14 protein-coding genes are annotated in these 14,847 nt (G+C 70.5%); 3 read left to right on the plus strand and 11 right to left on the minus strand.

Going from position 1 to position 14,847, the window contains the following annotated elements:
• Positions 1–312: 312 nt before the first annotated feature.
• Positions 313–699, minus strand: a complete 387-nt coding sequence (locus OK345_RS03710) for a VanZ family protein (RefSeq protein ID WP_265126557.1) — start codon at positions 697–699, stop codon at positions 313–315.
• 2 nt (positions 700–701) lie between these two features.
• The gene (locus OK345_RS03715; RefSeq protein WP_265126558.1) at positions 702–1,886 is read right to left on the minus strand and encodes a class I SAM-dependent methyltransferase; all 1,185 of its coding nucleotides are present in this window, start codon (positions 1,884–1,886) and stop codon (positions 702–704) included.
• Between the two features lie 54 nt (positions 1,887–1,940).
• Here OK345_RS03715 and OK345_RS03720 point away from each other — a divergent pair, with 54 nt between their 5' ends.
• Entirely contained in the window at positions 1,941–2,678 is a 738-nt protein-coding gene (locus OK345_RS03720; protein WP_265126559.1) for a pteridine reductase, read from the plus strand.
• 19 nt (positions 2,679–2,697) lie between these two features.
• Here OK345_RS03720 and folK read toward each other — a convergent pair whose 3' ends face one another.
• Positions 2,698–3,186 (minus strand): 2-amino-4-hydroxy-6-hydroxymethyldihydropteridine diphosphokinase, encoded by a 489-nt coding sequence (gene folK, locus OK345_RS03725; protein ID WP_265126560.1) that lies wholly within the window; start codon positions 3,184–3,186, stop codon positions 2,698–2,700.
• A gap of 92 nt (positions 3,187–3,278) precedes the next feature.
• On the opposite strand from folK, the gene OK345_RS03730 reads away from it, so the two are divergent.
• Entirely contained in the window at positions 3,279–4,022 is a 744-nt protein-coding gene (locus OK345_RS03730; protein WP_265126561.1) for a proteasome-type protease, read from the plus strand.
• A 24-nt stretch (positions 4,023–4,046) separates the two neighbouring features.
• On the opposite strand, the gene OK345_RS03735 is transcribed toward OK345_RS03730, so the two are convergent.
• From OK345_RS03735 to OK345_RS03750, 4 genes are all read right to left on the minus strand, one after another.
• Positions 4,047–5,564 (minus strand): response regulator, encoded by a 1,518-nt coding sequence (locus tag OK345_RS03735; protein WP_265126562.1) that lies wholly within the window; start codon positions 5,562–5,564, stop codon positions 4,047–4,049.
• 6 nt (positions 5,565–5,570) lie between these two features.
• On the minus strand, positions 5,571–6,011 hold the full coding sequence (locus OK345_RS03740) for a response regulator (RefSeq protein WP_265126564.1): 441 nt from the start codon (positions 6,009–6,011) through the stop codon (positions 5,571–5,573).
• Complete coding sequence (locus OK345_RS03745) at positions 6,008–7,822, minus strand: sensor histidine kinase (RefSeq protein WP_265126565.1); 1,815 nt, start codon at positions 7,820–7,822, stop codon at positions 6,008–6,010. The genes OK345_RS03740 and OK345_RS03745 overlap by 4 nt, the downstream gene beginning before the upstream one ends.
• Before the next feature lie 323 nt (positions 7,823–8,145).
• Positions 8,146–8,496, minus strand: coding sequence for a BON domain-containing protein (locus tag OK345_RS03750; protein ID WP_265126566.1), 351 nt, complete (start codon positions 8,494–8,496; stop codon positions 8,146–8,148).
• A gap of 154 nt (positions 8,497–8,650) precedes the next feature.
• On the opposite strand from OK345_RS03750, the gene OK345_RS03755 reads away from it, so the two are divergent.
• Positions 8,651–9,694: an oxidoreductase gene (locus tag OK345_RS03755; RefSeq protein WP_265126567.1), complete on the plus strand. Its 1,044-nt coding sequence runs from the start codon at positions 8,651–8,653 to the stop codon at positions 9,692–9,694.
• A gap of 13 nt (positions 9,695–9,707) precedes the next feature.
• Here the strand turns inward: OK345_RS03755 and gnd are convergent, their stop codons facing one another.
• The 4 genes from gnd to OK345_RS03775 form a co-directional block, all read right to left on the minus strand.
• Positions 9,708–10,622, minus strand: a complete 915-nt coding sequence (gnd, locus tag OK345_RS03760) for a phosphogluconate dehydrogenase (NAD(+)-dependent, decarboxylating) (RefSeq protein ID WP_265126568.1) — start codon at positions 10,620–10,622, stop codon at positions 9,708–9,710.
• Positions 10,613–11,920, minus strand: coding sequence for a hypothetical protein (locus tag OK345_RS03765; RefSeq protein WP_265126569.1), 1,308 nt, complete (start codon positions 11,918–11,920; stop codon positions 10,613–10,615). The genes gnd and OK345_RS03765 overlap by 10 nt, the downstream gene beginning before the upstream one ends.
• Positions 11,917–12,465 (minus strand): DUF2242 domain-containing protein, encoded by a 549-nt coding sequence (locus tag OK345_RS03770; protein WP_425510949.1) that lies wholly within the window; start codon positions 12,463–12,465, stop codon positions 11,917–11,919. Before OK345_RS03770 ends, OK345_RS03765 begins: the two co-directional genes overlap by 4 nt.
• Positions 12,466–12,568: 103 nt before the next feature.
• The gene (locus OK345_RS03775; protein ID WP_265126571.1) at positions 12,569–14,746 is read right to left on the minus strand and encodes a carboxy terminal-processing peptidase; all 2,178 of its coding nucleotides are present in this window, start codon (positions 14,744–14,746) and stop codon (positions 12,569–12,571) included.
• Positions 14,747–14,847: the final 101 nt, after the last annotated feature.

Genomic DNA, 14,847 nt, shown 5'->3' on the forward strand with positions numbered 1-14,847 from the left:
ACACCGCTGTCGCCCCCGCACTGGCGGGGGCGCAGCGACTTCCATTCGGGAAAAGAAGGCTTCGGGCCGCCGGGGCAGTCATGTGGCCGTTGAACGGCGTCTCATGGGAACAGCGGGCCTCATCGGCGTCGGGGCCGACGCGTCGAACCGCCGCCATCGACCGGAAAGGCCGCCTGCACGATCCACTCGACGCGATACCCGGGCCCGGCGCGCCCCCCCCCTGTCGCGGCGACACCTCGCGCAGCAAGCATCGCGACGACGGCGACGGCGACACATCCGGCCACCGGCGCAGCGCCGCCACCTTCGGCGGTCTCAGCGCTGCGGCTGCAGCCGCAGCAGCAGGTCGCGCAGCGGCGTCGCCGCGGTGGCCATGCCGGCGACCACGCCCAACGTGTTGGCCAGCGCGTCCACCGGATCGGCCAGGCGGGCCTCGGTCAGCGCGCCCTGGGCCCATTCGATGCCCACGCCCATCGCCACCAGTCCGAGCGCGACCCGGGCCAGCGACCGCCAGCCCCGCCACAGCTGCACGGCGCTGGCGGCGAGCACGAAGTACGCCAGGAAATGTTCGACCTTGTCGCTGTTGCGCGGCAGCTCGGGCATCGGCGGTGGCGGCAACAGGCACACCGCGATCACCACCAGCACCGCGCACCACCACAGCCCGGCCCACAGCCATGGCCGCCGCAGCGGCTTGAGCGCCATGCTCACAACCGCCAGGTCAGGTCGCCGAGCAGGAACGCCGCGGCGAAATCGACATCGCGGGCGAAGCCCATCACCTGGAAGCGCTCGCCCATCTCGGTCGGCAGCGTCAGCCGCTTCACCTGTTCGCGCAGGCGCATCCGCCCCACTTCGTCGGTGCGGGTCTCGGCGGTTTCCAGCAATCCGGTCAAGCCGTTGCCGAGCAGGAAGTTGGCCTGCGTGCAGTACCCGGCCAGTTCGAAACCGGCACCGGTGCCGGCCTCGGCCAGCGCGGTGAAGTCCACCGAGGCGGTCAGATCCTGCAGGCCGGGCCAGCGGTACACGTCGTTGTGCACGCGGTGGCGATAGAACGCGCGCAGCGTGCCGTCGTCGCGCCCGGCCTGGTAGTACTCGCTGCGCGGATAGCCGTAATCGACGAACAGCATCGCCCCGCGCTGCATGCCGCCGGCCACCGCCTGCACCCAGTACGGCAGCTGCGGCAGCACCTCGGAACGGTAGCCCTCGGCGAACGGCGTCTCCAGGTAATGCTCGATGTGCCGCACCGCGGCCGCCAGCATCGCATCGGCCGGCTGCGCGCCGCGGACGAACTGCCCGTCGCCGTCCAGCTCCACCGTTTCCTCGTAGACCTGGCCGTCGCGGCACAGGAAGCGCGGCGTCGGCAGCGCGTCGATCACCTCGTTGGCGAACAGCACGCCGTCCCATTCGTCCGCGAACGGCCGGTCCAGCCATTCCACCAGCGCGAACACCGGCGGGATCAGCGACTTGCCCAGCCGCTCGCGCTGGCGCTCGCGCAGGTCGGCGCTGGGCTCCAGGATCGCGTAGCGCTCGGGCAGCGCGTCCAGCTCCAGCAGCCGCTTGAGCAGGACCTCGGCGAACGCACCGCTGCCGCCGCCCAGTTCCAGGATCCGCGTCTGCGGACCCAGCTGCTGCATCACCGGCGCCAGCGCATTGGCGGTGGTCGCGGCGAACAGCGGCCCCAACTCCGGCGCGGTGACGAAGTCGCCCGCGGCGCCGAACTTGCTGGCGCCGGCGCTGTAGTAGCCCCAGCCGGGCGCATACAGCGACAGCTCCATGAAGCGCGAAAACGGCATCGCGCCGCCGTTGGCGAGGATGTCGGCGCGCAGGTGCGCGGCCAGTTGCTCGCTGTGGGCAAGCGCCTCGGGATCGGGCGTGGGCAGGTCGGAATGCATGGCGCGGCGGAATCTGTGGACAATGCACAGCATAGCCGAGCGAGGAAACAGCAGATGACCGATACCTCACCCGTGGCCCTGGTCACCGGCAGCGCGCGCCGCATCGGCGCCGCCATCGCGCGCCACCTGCACGCCCACGGCTACCGGCTGGCGCTGCACGCGCACACCTCCGGCGGCGAGCTGCAGGCGCTGGCGTTCGAACTGGAAGCCGCGCGCCCGGGCAGCGTGCTGGCGCTGGAAGCCGACCTGCGCGACAGCGACGCGCTGCCCGACCTGGTCGAGCAGTGCGTCGGCCATTTCGAGCGGCTCGACGCGCTGGTCAACAATGCCTCCAACTTCTATCCCACGCCGCTGGGACAGGCGACGCCGGCGCAGTGGGACGACCTGTTCGCGGTCAACGCGCGCGCGCCGTTCTTCCTGGCCCAGGCCGCCGCCCCGCACCTGCGCCGGCAGCGCGGCGCCATCGTCAACCTGACCGACCTGCACGGCAGCCAGCCGCTGCGCAACCATCCGGCCTACAGCGCGGCCAAGGCGGCGCTGGAGATGCTCACCCGCTCGCTGGCGCTGGAACTGGCGCCACGGGTACGGGTCAACGCCGTCGCCCCCGGCGCGATCCTGTGGCCGGAACAGGGCAAGGACGACAGCGCCAAGCAGTCGCTGCTGGAACGCACGCCGCTGGCGCGGACCGGGACGGTGGAGGAAATCGCCGAGGCGGTGCGCTGGCTGCTGGCCGACGCCGGCTACGTCACCGGCCACACCCTGCGCCTGGACGGCGGTCGCACGCTGAGCTGAAACAGCGCACCTACACGGCTCAGGGCAGCAGCTCCAGCGTCTCGAAGGTTTCGTCGTACTGCGGATGCGCCCGCCACAGCGCGCTCAACGGCAGCCTGCGCACCGGGTCGACGAAATCCGGGGCGATGTCGGCCAGCGGCTTGAGCACGAACGCATGCTTGAGCTCCGGCCGCGGAATGCGCAGGTGGCCAGGCCCTTCCACCACCAGGTCGCCGTAATACACCACGTCGATGTCCAGGGTGCGGTCGCTGAAGCGCGGCCCGCTGCGGTCGCGGCCGTGCGCGTCTTCCAGCGCATGCAGCCAGTCGTCCAGCTCCCGCAGCGGCAGCGTGGTTTCCAGCGCCACCGCGTTGTTGAGGAAATCCGGCCCGTCGAAGCCGACCGCGGCGGTGCGGTAGGCCGGCGATACCCGGATCGGGCCGAAACGTTCGCGCAGCGCCGCCATCGCGGCATGCAGGTGCTGTTGCGGTCTCAGGTTGCTGCCCAGGCTCAGGAGCACGGTCGTCATCGGGTTTTCGCTTGCCGCGGCGTTGCGGCACGCCGGGTGGCATCGCCGTGGGGGGCCGCATAGAATCGGGACGCACATCATATGGCACCGACATGACCTATTGCGTCGGCATCGAGGTGGACGAAGGCCTGGTCTTCGCCGCGGATACGCGGACCAATGCATCGCTGGACGACGTCCGCGTGCACCGCAAGCTGCACGTCTTCGAATATCCCGGCCAGGCGGCATTCGTGCTGATGGCCGCCGGCAACCTCGCCACCACCCAGCTGCTGGTCGCGCGGCTGCGGCGCGATGCCGACGATGGCGGCGGCCTGCGCGGCTTCCGCCACCTGTTCGAAGCGGCCGGGCATGTCGGCCAGATGCTGGTCGACAGCCAGGTCAAGGCGACGAAGAAGGACGGGGACAGCGGCATCAACACCCAGGCCTCGCTGATCCTCGGCGGCCAGATCGCCGGCGAGCAACCGGGTCTGTACATGATCTACCCGCTGGGCAACGCCATCTCCGCCTCGCCGGAAACGCCCTACCTGCAGATCGGCGAATCCAAGTACGGCAAGCCGATCCTGGACCGCATCATCCGTCCGCACACCCGGCTCGACGATGCCGCCCGCACCGCGGTGGTGTCGCTGGACTCGACCATCCGCTCCAACCTGTCGGTCGGCCTGCCGCTGGACCTGGCGCTGGTGCGCAACGGCGACCTGCGCATCAGCCAGCAGATGCGGCTGGCGGCCGACACCCCGCTGTACGCGGACATCCACGCCAACTGGTCGCGCCGGCTGGAACAGGCGGTGGCCAGCCTGCCGCGGTTCCCATGGGAGGAGCGGGCGGCAGACGACCGCTGAGCGGCGACCGGCGCCGCTGCCGGCTCAAGCCGGCGCCAGCGCCTCGGCCACCACCTGGAACACCCGCTGCATCTCCAGCGGCTTGCGCAGCACGTGCACCTCGATGCTGGCCGGGAAGCGCGCGCGTTGCAGCGGCGCGGCCGCATCCTCCAGCATCACCGCCGGGCCGCGGTATCCCAGCGCGGCCATTTCCCCGAGCAGGCGCGGCGCCGACAGCAACTTGATGCCGCTGTCCACGATCACCAGCGCCGGCGTGCCGGCTTCCTGCAGGTGCCGCAGCGCGCGTGCGCCGTCGGATGCCAGCTGCAACCGGTAGCCCTGGCTGGACAGGGCATTGCCCAGCAGCGACAGGCGCGTCGCTTCGCCATCGACCACCAGCACCGACTGGCCCGCTCCCAGCGGCACCGCCGGCGCACGTTCCGGTGCCGGTGCGGCACGCCCGCGCATCGGCAGCACCAGGTCGAAACGGCTGCCCGCGCCGGGTTGGCTGTCCACGTGGATGCTGCCGTGGCAGCCCTCGACGATGCGCTTGCAGGAGATCAGTCCCAGGCCGGTGCCATCGGCCTTGGTGGTGAAGAACGGGCTGAACAACCGCGACAGCGTGGCCGCATCCATGCCGATGCCCTCGTCGGCCACGCGGATGCGCAGCAGCTCGTCGCCGTCCACGCCCTCGGCGCGCGCCGCCGACAGGGTCAGGCGGCCGCCGTCGGGCATGGCCTGGATCGCGTTGAGCGCGAGGTTGAGCAGCACCTGCTGCAGCTCGGTGTAGTTGGCCTCCACCGCCAGCGCCGGATCGTCCACTTCCAGGTGCAGGTTCACGTTCGCCGGCAGGTTGCCCTTGAGCAGCATCTCCACCGTCTGGAACAGCCGCCGCACCTCGATGCGCTCGCTCGGCTGGCGCGAACCGCGCACGAACGAGAACATGGATTCGGCCATCTCGTGGCCACGCCGGCCGCACTCGGCGATCACGTCGGCCAGCCGCATCAGTTGCGGATCGTCGCTGCGGCTCTTCATCAGCTCCGGCACGATCAGCAGCGGCTGCAGGATGTTGCGCAGGTCGTGGCTCAGGCCTGCCGCCAACAGCGCCAGGCTTTCCAGCCGCTGCGCGCGCATCAGCTCGCTTTCCACCTGCTGGCGCTCGATCTGGCCGCGCGCCTCGCGCACCGCACGCGCCACCGCCGACGGCAGGCGCGCGGGGTGATGCTTGATGATGTAGTCCTGCGCACCCTGGTGCAGCGCCTCGACCGCGTTCTCCTCGCCCATGGTGCCGGAGACGAAGATGAAGGGCGTGCCCGGGTTCGATTCGCGCAGGATGCGCAGCGCCTCGTAGCCGGAGAAGCCCGGCATGCTCAGGTCCGACAGCACGATGTCGGGGGCGAAGTCCTGCAGCGCCGCGCGCAACCCGGATTCGCTGTCGACGCGCTGGAAGCTGGCCTCCAGGCCCGCCTCCAGCATCTGGTCGCACATCAGTTCGGCATCTTCCGGCGAATCCTCGACCAGCAGGATGCGCAGGAGGCCCAGCGGAGCGCCTTTGTTCGGCATGTCGCCTTACTCGAGTTCGGGAGCCTGGTTGATCACCGCCCAGAACGTGCCAAGCGTCTTGACCGCGCTGAAGAACTGGTCCACGTCCACCGGCTTGACCACATAGGCGTTCACTCCCAGGTCCCAGCTGCGCGCCAGGTCGCTCTCCTCGCGCGAGGACGACAGGATCACCACCGGCAGCCGCTTGAGCTCCTCCTCGGCGCGGATGCGCTGCAGCACTTCCAGCCCGTCCATGCGCGGCATCTTGATGTCCAGCAGCAGTACCGCCGGCAGCCCGTCCTCGCGATCGGCGAAGGCGCCGCGGCGCAGCAGGAAGTCCAGCGCCTCGACGCCGTCCTCCACGTGCACGATGGGATTGGCCAGGCGGGCGTCGCGCAGGGCATCGATCGCCATCTCGGCGTCGGCGGGACTGTCTTCGGCAAGCAGGATGGTACGGAGCGACGTCATGCGGCGGACCCTTTGTTGAGCGCGTCGAGCGCAGGCGGAAGTATGAAATGGAAGGTGGCGCCCTGGTCAACCGTGGCCTCGGCCCAGATGCGGCCACCGTGGCGCATCAGCACCCGCCGCACGCTGGCCAGGCCGATGCCGGTGCCGGGGTATTCGCTGGCCTTGTGCAGTCGCTGGAACACGCCGAACAGCTTGCCGGCGTAAGCCATGTCGAAGCCGGCGCCGTTGTCGCGGACGCTGAACTGGTGGCTGCCGTCGGGCAGCTGGCGGTAGGCCACCTCGATCCGTGCCGGATCGCGCGCGGCGGTGTACTTGACCGCGTTGCCCAGCAGGTTGAGCCACAGCTGCCGCATCATGTTCTCGTCGGCCACCAGGATCGGCAGCGGCGCGATGCTCCATTCGACCCGGCGCGGCGGCGCGTCCGGCCCGGCCTCGGCCAGCAGGTTGGCGTCGAGCAGGGCGCGGGTGTCGGCCACCAGCGATTGCATGTCCACCGCCTGCATGCGCATCGCGCCGCGGCCCAGGCGCGAGTACACCAGCAGGTCGTCGATCAGCGCGGCCATGCGCCGGGCCGAGCTGCCGATCACCTGCAGGTAGTGGCGGGTCTTCTCGTCGGCGTCGTCGCCGAGGTGGTTGGCCAGCTTGTCGGAGAAGCCGGCGACATGCCGCAGCGGCGCGCGCAGGTCGTGCGAGACCGAGTAGCTGAAGGCTTCCAGCTCGCGGTTGACCTCCGACAGCTGGTCCACCTTGCCCTCGAGCTGGCGGTTGAGCTCCTCCACCCGCTGCTGCACCGCACGCTGCACGGTGATGTCGCTGACCGTCATCAGCACCACCTCGTCGTCGCTGTCGGGCAGCGGCATGCGCCGGGCGTTGATCAGCATCGTGCGCGCCACCTCGTCGGCGCCGCGCTGCTCGTGCTCGTAGTCCCACAGCTCGCGGCCGCGCAGCAGCACGTCGGCCAGCCGCTGGTGGATCATCGGATCGCTCCAGGCGCCGTCGCCGATCTCCTGCAGCGGCCGCCGCTGGGCGTCCGGCTCCAGCCCGTACATTTCCGAGAACGCGGCGTTGTGCAGCAGTATCCGCTGCTCGTTGTCGAGCAGCACGATCGGCTCGCGCACGGTCTGCAGTATCGAGGTGGCGCGGGCGCTGGCCCGCAGCGAGAAGCGTTCGGCCGCCAGCCGGTGTCCGATCTGCCGCTTCAGCAGCCACAGCACCAGCCCCAGCAGCAACAGCTGTACCGCCAGCGAGGTCCACGACACCAGGCTGGCCTGCTGCCGCTGGTGGGCGGACGCTGCGCTGCGCTGCTCGAGCATTGCCTCCTCCTCAGCCTGCAGTTCCTCCACCAGCCCGCGGATCGGATAGCGCAGCGTCATTTCCGCGACCAGCTGGCGCTGCTCCGGCGAATCCTCGGTGGCGGCGATTTCCCTGGCCAGCGCCATGCGCCGCTCGAGCACCGATTCGATGCGGCCGATGCGGATCAGCTGTTCCGGGTTGTCCTGCAGCAGCCCGGTGAGTTCGCGCAGGATCGGCTTGATGCCGTCGGCCTGATTCAGGCGCTCGCGCAGCTCCGGCGTGTCCACGCCCTTGGACAGGGTCAACGCCGCCGATTCAACGTCGCGTACGTCGGCCTGCAGCCGGTACAGGCTCGCGCCCACTGCCTGGGTATGGGCCACCCAGTTGGCCGCATCCAGGCTGTTGCGCGACAGCCGCTGCAATGTCAGCGACGGCACCACGATGATCAGCGCCGCGGCCGCCGCCAGGATCAGCAGCCGCCAGCGATCCCAGCCGTCGTCGGTGAAAGATGTCCGCATGCTCCCCCTCGTCTCTCCACAACAATACGCGTGCGGTCCGCGGGCCGGTTGGCGTCACCCTGAATCGTTCAGAGGCCCACGGCCGCGCCGGACACATAGCTGAACACAATGGGCCAGACAGTGTCCCATTGTCGTGAAGGCGGGTATAGCGCGGGTGGCCCCACACGTGCGATCCCGTTGGTGCCCGGGGTCGCGACGGCGTGGTCTCAAGCCATCGGTCGCGAGCTTTCCGAGTTGTAGGGCAAACAAAAAAACGCGCCCCGAAGGGCGCGCCTGCCTGCGACCGGCATTCCGCCTGCCGCCTCATCTCCCGCCATCGTGCACTAGCGCGTCGGGACCACCCTCAACCCCGAGGCGTCCACCCGCTGCACGCCTTCGATGCCCGTGGCCACCGCGACCGCGCGGTCGCGCTCGGCCTGGCTGTCGACGTCGCCGCTCAGGGTGACGACACCATTGACCGTTTCCACCTTCACTTCGGTGCCGGATACGTCCCGCGTGGTCAGCAGGTCGGCCTTGACCTTGGTGGTGATCCAGCTGTCGCTCACCGGCTCCCGCGACTCGCCTGCGGTGCGGTCCGTGGGCGGGTCGTTGGCCAGCGCCGGGCCGGCGCCCAGCACCAGTCCCAACGCCAGCGCGGAAGCCAGCAGGTTGCGGGAAGAGTAGCGCTTGCTCATGGTGTGTTCTCCTTTCCGTGTGTGTGACGCCAGTGTCCGGGGCCACGCATACAGGCCGCGTCGGCACGGCATCACCACACCGTGAAAGGTTCAGGTGCTGGCGCAGACATGGGCGAGTTCCGATACTGGCCACTGAACCGCCTCGGAGACCGGCATGCCGCCGCCCCTGAACCTGGCCCTGGTGGGCTACGGCTTCGCCGGACGCACTTTCCATGCGCCCCTGATCGCGCAGACGCCGGGACTGCGGCTGCACGGCATCGTGACCGGCCAGCAGGCGCTGGCGGGCGCCGACTTCCCCGACGCCCGCATCGTCGACGACGCCGACCGCATGCTGGCCGACGCGGACGTGGACGGCGTGGTGATCGCCACGCCCAACCGCACCCATGCCGCGCTCGCACTGGCGGCGCTGGCCGCCGGCAAGCACGTGCTGGTGGACAAGCCGTTCACGGTCACCTCGGCGGAGGCGCGGGCCGTGATCGAGGCCGCGCGCCGCGCCGGACGCATCGCCAGCGTGTTCCACAACCGGCGCTGGGACGCCGACTTCCTGACCCTGCAACGGCTGCTCGCCGAAGGCACGCTGGGCCGGATCGGCGAGTTCCACTCGCACTTCGACCGGATGCGGCCGCAGCCGCGCGACCGCTGGCGCGAGAGCGGCGAGCCCGGCGCCGGGCTGTGGTTCGACCTGGGTCCGCACCTGCTGGACCAGGCATTGCAGCTGTTCGGCCCGCCGCTGGCGATCCAGGCCGACCTGATGGCGCAGCGTCCGGGCGCGCGCTCCGACGACTGGTTCCACGCGGTGCTGCACTACCCCGCCCACCGCGCCTTCCTGCATGCCGGCTCGCTGGTGGCCGACCACCGGCTGCGCTTCGCCGTGCACGGCAGCGCCGGCAGCTACCTCAAGCACGGGCTGGACGTGCAGGAAGCGCAACTGCGCGACGGCCGCCTGCCCGGCAGCGACGGCTGGGGCGTGGACCCGCTGCCGGGCCGCCTGACCACGCTCGATGCCGACGGCCGCATGCACCAGCGCGACATCGCCAACGAACGCGGCGACTACCGTTGCTGCTACGCGGCCCTGCGCGATGCGATGCGCGGCGAGGCGCCACCGCCGGTATCGGCGGCACAGGCGCTGGCGGTCATGCAGCTGCTGGAAGCCGGCCGGCGCAGCGCCGACAGCGGGCAGCGGGTCCGCCTGGACTGAGCGCCGCGGCCGCTCATCCGCCCGGATCGCTGCTGCGCACCGCGTGGCCGCCGAAGCCGTTGCGCATTTCCGCCAGCAGGCGGTCGGCGAAGGAGTTGCCTTCGCGCGAACGCAGCCGTTCCAGCAACGACAGGGTGATGACCGGCGCCGATACCTCCAGGTCGATGGCCTCGCGCACGGTCCAGCGGCCCTCGCCGGAATCCTCGACATAGGGCGCGATGCCTTCCAGCCGCGGATTGCGCTGCAGGGCATCGGCGCTGAGGTCCAGCAGCCAGGAACGCACCACGCTGCCGTGCCGCCACACTTCGGCCACCTGGCCCAGGTCCAGTGCGAACTCCTGCTTGCGCGCCATCAGCGCGAAGCCCTCGGCATAGGCCTGCATCATTCCGTACTCGATGCCGTTGTGGACCATCTTGCAGAAATGGCCGGCGCCGGGCGGCCCGACGTGCGCCCAGCCGCGGTCGGGCGCGGGCGCCAGCGCCGCGAACAGCGGATGCAGCGGCTGCACCGTCGCCGCGTCGCCGCCGACCATCAGGCTGTAGCCCTCGGTCAGTCCCCATACCCCGCCGCTGGTGCCGCAATCGACGTAGCCGATGCCCGGCTCGGCCAACCGCGCGGCACGCCGCAGCGAATCGCGGTACCAGGAGTTGCCGCCGTCGATGACGGTATCGCCTTCGTCCAGCAGCGTCAGCAGTGCGTCCAGGGTCGCATCCACCGCCGCGGCCGGCACCATCAGCCACAGCGTGCGCGGCCGCGGCAACGACTCCGCCAACGCCTCCAGCGTCGTCGCCGTGCCGATGCCGCGCACCTGCGCCTGCGTCCGCGCCTGCTCGCCGGGATCGAACCCGAGCACCCGATGGCCGCCGCGTTGCAGGCGTTCGGCCATGTTGGCGCCCATGCGCCCGAGCCCGATCATGCCTATCTCCATGCCTCACCTCGTTCCGTGGAAAGTCGAATGTCGCCGACGCGGATCCTCGCCCCGCCGCCGGCCATGCAGTCGCGCAACTGCGCCTGCAACCAGCGCCGGTACAGCGTCGTATGCAGGTTGTGCAGCGCCAGGTTCAGCGAGTATGGCGTGCGCGGGTTGCGATCGAGCAGGCGCGCGATGTGGTAGCCCACCGGGCGGACGCCGCGGGGGTGCACGTAGACCATGAACCCGCGATAGAACGGATCGGCCAGCAGGCCGTCCATTTCCTCCAGCAGCGGCCGTTGCGCCTCCGGCAGCGCCGCGCGCAGCGCCGCGTCCCGCTCGTACAGCAGCCGTTCGAAACGGCGCGACCCGCTGCCCGGCATCCGCCGCGAGAGCTCCCAGATACGGCGGTTGATCCGGTCGTAATGCGCGAAGCCACCATGCCGCGCGAGGGCGGCGGCAGCGGCCTCGCCGACATCGGTGACCACGAAGTTCTCGGCCTGGTTGTGGATGTCGTCCAGATGGCCGCGGTCGAACACGTGCTCGATGAAGCCCGGCACGCCGACGAACGCCTGCCGCCCGCGGCGGGCGCTGAGTTCGGCCTTGCCGTCGGCGAAGAGCTCGCCGGCACGGCGGCCGAGCAGGATGCTGTCGGTGCGGTGCAGGGTCAGGAAGGTGCCGATCGACAGCTCGCCGGCGTCGAATTCGCGGTCGAACGCGTCGTCGCCATACAGCTCGCGCTGGGTGGCCAGCTGCGCGAGCTGCCGCCCCACGCCGCATTCGGAACGCACCCGCCCGGAATAGAACGCCTCGATCGCCCGGGCATTGCCGCCGTCGGGCCGGTAGCCGCGGCCGAAGCTGCGGAAGCGCTGCCAGCCCTGCGCCCGCGCGCCGCCCGGGCCGAAGCCGATCCACCCCAGCTGCAGCGCGGAGAAGCGATAGCCGCGATTGGCCTGCAGCCGCTCCGTCGCCCGGCGCGTGGCTTCGCCCAGTTCGAAGGCGTAGCCGCACAGCGTCGCCGGGTGTTCCAGCAATGCCTGCAGCAACGCCTGGCGCCGGTCGTCGTCGAACCCTTGCGGGATCGCGAGCCGCAGGTCGCCGGCCGCCCGCGCGGCGGCGGCCGAAGCGCGCCGGCACGGCTCGCCGGGGACGATCGACGGTTCGGCCGCGGTCGTGGCCGCGACCTGCCAGCCCAGGCGTTCCAGCACGCCCTGCATGCAGGCGGTGTCCGCCTGTGCCGGCCCGGCGGTCGTCGCCACCGCCAGCAGCAACAGGCGCGCGAGGCGCGGCCACCGACACTGCCGGGCCGGGTTCATCGCTCCGGCCCCGCGGCCTCCCGCGGCAGGGTGGCCGGCGCCAGGTACTGCGCCAGCCGATCGAAGAAATGCCGGTAGAAGCCCGGATCCTGCACGGTGCTGCTGGCGACCCGCACCAGCGAATCGTCGTTGCCGCCGAACGGCAGCGAGACCGAACCGAGCGCGCCGACCCCGACGCTGGCCGAGGTCGGGCTCTTCTTCAGCGCATAGCGGTCCTGCACCGCGCTGACGAACACCAGCGCGCGCCCCTCGTCGGCCACGCAGGACACCCGCAGCACCAGTTGCTCGTGGCTCTCCTCGCGCGGCTGGAAGTTCTTGCTGCCCTCCACCGCGTCGGCGCCGGCGCGGGCGATGGCGTAGCCCTGGCTCAGCAGCGCGCGGCGGCCGGCCTCGCAGGCGCGGTCGGCCGCGGCATCGAACGTGCGCGAATAGGTATCGACCGAGCCGAAGGACTCGCGCAGCAGCGTGCTGTCGCCGGAACGGCCGCCACAGCCGGCCGCTGCCGCCATCGCGATGGTTGCCGCCAGGAACGCCGCAGGGCGCAGGATCATGGTTCCTCCCGCCATGTCGAAGGAGCCGGCAGCATAACGCCGCCAATGTCGGCGGACATTGACGGCGTCGGGCGGGTCCGCCGCGGTCGGCGACGGATCAGTTGGCCCAGCGGCCGGGAGCGGTGGATTGCGGCAGCACCTGCGCCGACAGCGGACGGTCGTGCTCGAGCAGGTTCACCGCATCGGCCAGGATCGAGGCCGACTCGCGCAGCAGCGGGTCCGGGCGCTTCTCGGCGGCCTTCTCGCGCGCGGCATCCTTGACGATGTCGCGCTCGTTGCCGGTCAGGCCGTCGTCGTTGCCGTCGTCGGCCAGCGGGTCCAGCGCCAGCCCCAGTTCCTTGCGGATCTCCTGGCGCTGCTTGCGCTGGTTCTCCTGCCGCTCGCGCTCGGCGCGGCGCTCGGTCTCGTTCAGCGACACGTACTTCTTCGCCGCCTCGGCGCGGAACTGCTCCACGTCCTCGTTCCACCAGCGGAACTCGCGGTCGCTGGCGACGCGCTCGTTGTGCAGCGTTTCGAGCTTGGGCAGCAGCGGCGCGAAGTTGCCGTACTGGGTGTGCGGCACCGCGGCGATGCGGGTCCACGGCAGCGCGTTGTCGTAGGTGCTCTCGCCGTACTCGCTGGCGTCGACGCTGGCCGGGAACGCCAGGTCCGGCACCACGCCCTTGTGCTGGGTGCTGGAGCCGCTGACGCGGAAGAACTGGGCGATGGTCAGCTTGACCTGGCCGAAGCGCTGGTTCTCGGTCGCCGGCCAGCGGTCCAGGTCGACGATGTTCTGCACCGTGCCCTTGCCGAAGCTGGTCTCGCCGATCACCAGGCCGCGGCCGTAGTCCTGGATGGCGCCGGCGAAGATCTCCGAGGCCGAGGCCGAGCCGCGGTTGATCAGCACCGCCAGCGGGCCGTCCCAGGCCACGTCCTGGCTGCGGTCGCTGTTGACGGTGACGCGGCCGCCGGATTCGCGCACCTGCACCACCGGGCCCTGCTCGATGAACAGCCCGGTGAGCTCAATCGCCTCGTCCAGCGAGCCGCCGCCGTTGTTGCGCAGGTCCAGCACCACGCCGTCGAGCTTATCGGCCTTGAACCCGGCCAGCAGCTTGGCCACGTCGCGGGTGGCCGAGGCGTAGTCGGCGGCGTTGCGGCGGCGGCCCTCGAAATCCTGGTAGAAGGTCGGCAGCTTGATCACGCCGATGCGGCGCTCCGGCTCCTCGCCGGTGCCGGGGATGGTCATGGTCTCGCCCTTGGCCGCCTGTTCGGCCAGACGCACCTTCTGCCGGGTCAGGGTGACGTGGTGGTGCTTGCCGTCCAGGCCTTCCTCGGCGGGGATGAATTCCAGCCGCACCTGGGTGTCCTTCTTGCCGCGGATCTTGGCCACCACGTCGTCGATGCGCCAGCCGATCACGTCGTCCACCGGCCCGGACTTGCCCTGGCCGACGCCGACGATGCGGTCGCCCGGCTTGAGCGTGCCGTCCAGCGCCGCCGGGCCGCCGGCGATGATCTCGCGGATCACCACCACGTCGTCCTGCCGCTGCAGCTGCGCGCCGATGCCCTCCAGCGACAGCGACATGGCCTGGTTGAAGTTCTCGGCGGTGCGCGGGGTGAAGTAGTCGGTGTGCGGGTCGACCGCGCTGGTGTAGGCGTTGAGGAAGAACGAGAACACGTCCTCGCCCTTCAGTTCGCCCACCGACTTGAGCAGGTTGGCGTAGCGCTTGTCCAGGGTCTTGCGGATTTCCGCCTGCGGCTTGCCCGCCAGCTTCAGCCGCAGCCAGTCGTTCTTCACCGACTTGCGCCACAGCTCGTCCAGCTCGGCGCTGTCGCTGGCCCACGGCACGTCCTTGCGGTCGTACTCGAAGCGCTCGTCGGCGCTGAAGTCGAAATCCTGCTTGAGCAGCTGGCGGGCGTAGCCGACGCGCTCCTCGACCCGCTGCTTGTAGACCGCGAACACCTCGAACGCCGGCTCCAGCTGGCCGCCGCGCAGGGCACCGGAAATGCCCGCCTCGAACGGCGCGAAGCGCTCGATGTCGGCCTGGGTGAAGAACTGCTTGCCGCCGTCGAGCGTCTCCAGGTAACGCTTGAACACGTCGCGCGAGGTTTCCGCATCCAGTGCGCGCGGACGGTAGGCGTAGCGGCTGTCGGACAGCAGCCCGTACACCAGCTTGGAAGTCGTCGCCTGGTCCACGGTCGCCGCCGACGGCAGCAACGGTGTATCGGCGCGCGCCAGCAGCGCCATCGGCACTGTCAGGGCGAAGGCCAGCAGGAAGGCGGGGACTCTGTAATTCATCTACGTACTCTTGGCACCGGGCCGGAAGGGGGAGACTGCGGGTAGGTCGGACAAGCCGACAGTGCCGAAAGTTTCAGCACTTGTCATCTGTCACGGATGCA

It is taken from the genome of Xanthomonas chitinilytica, assembly GCF_026107455.2.
In the GTDB taxonomy this organism is placed as follows: Bacteria; Pseudomonadota; Gammaproteobacteria; order Xanthomonadales; family Xanthomonadaceae; genus Stenotrophomonas; species Stenotrophomonas chitinilytica.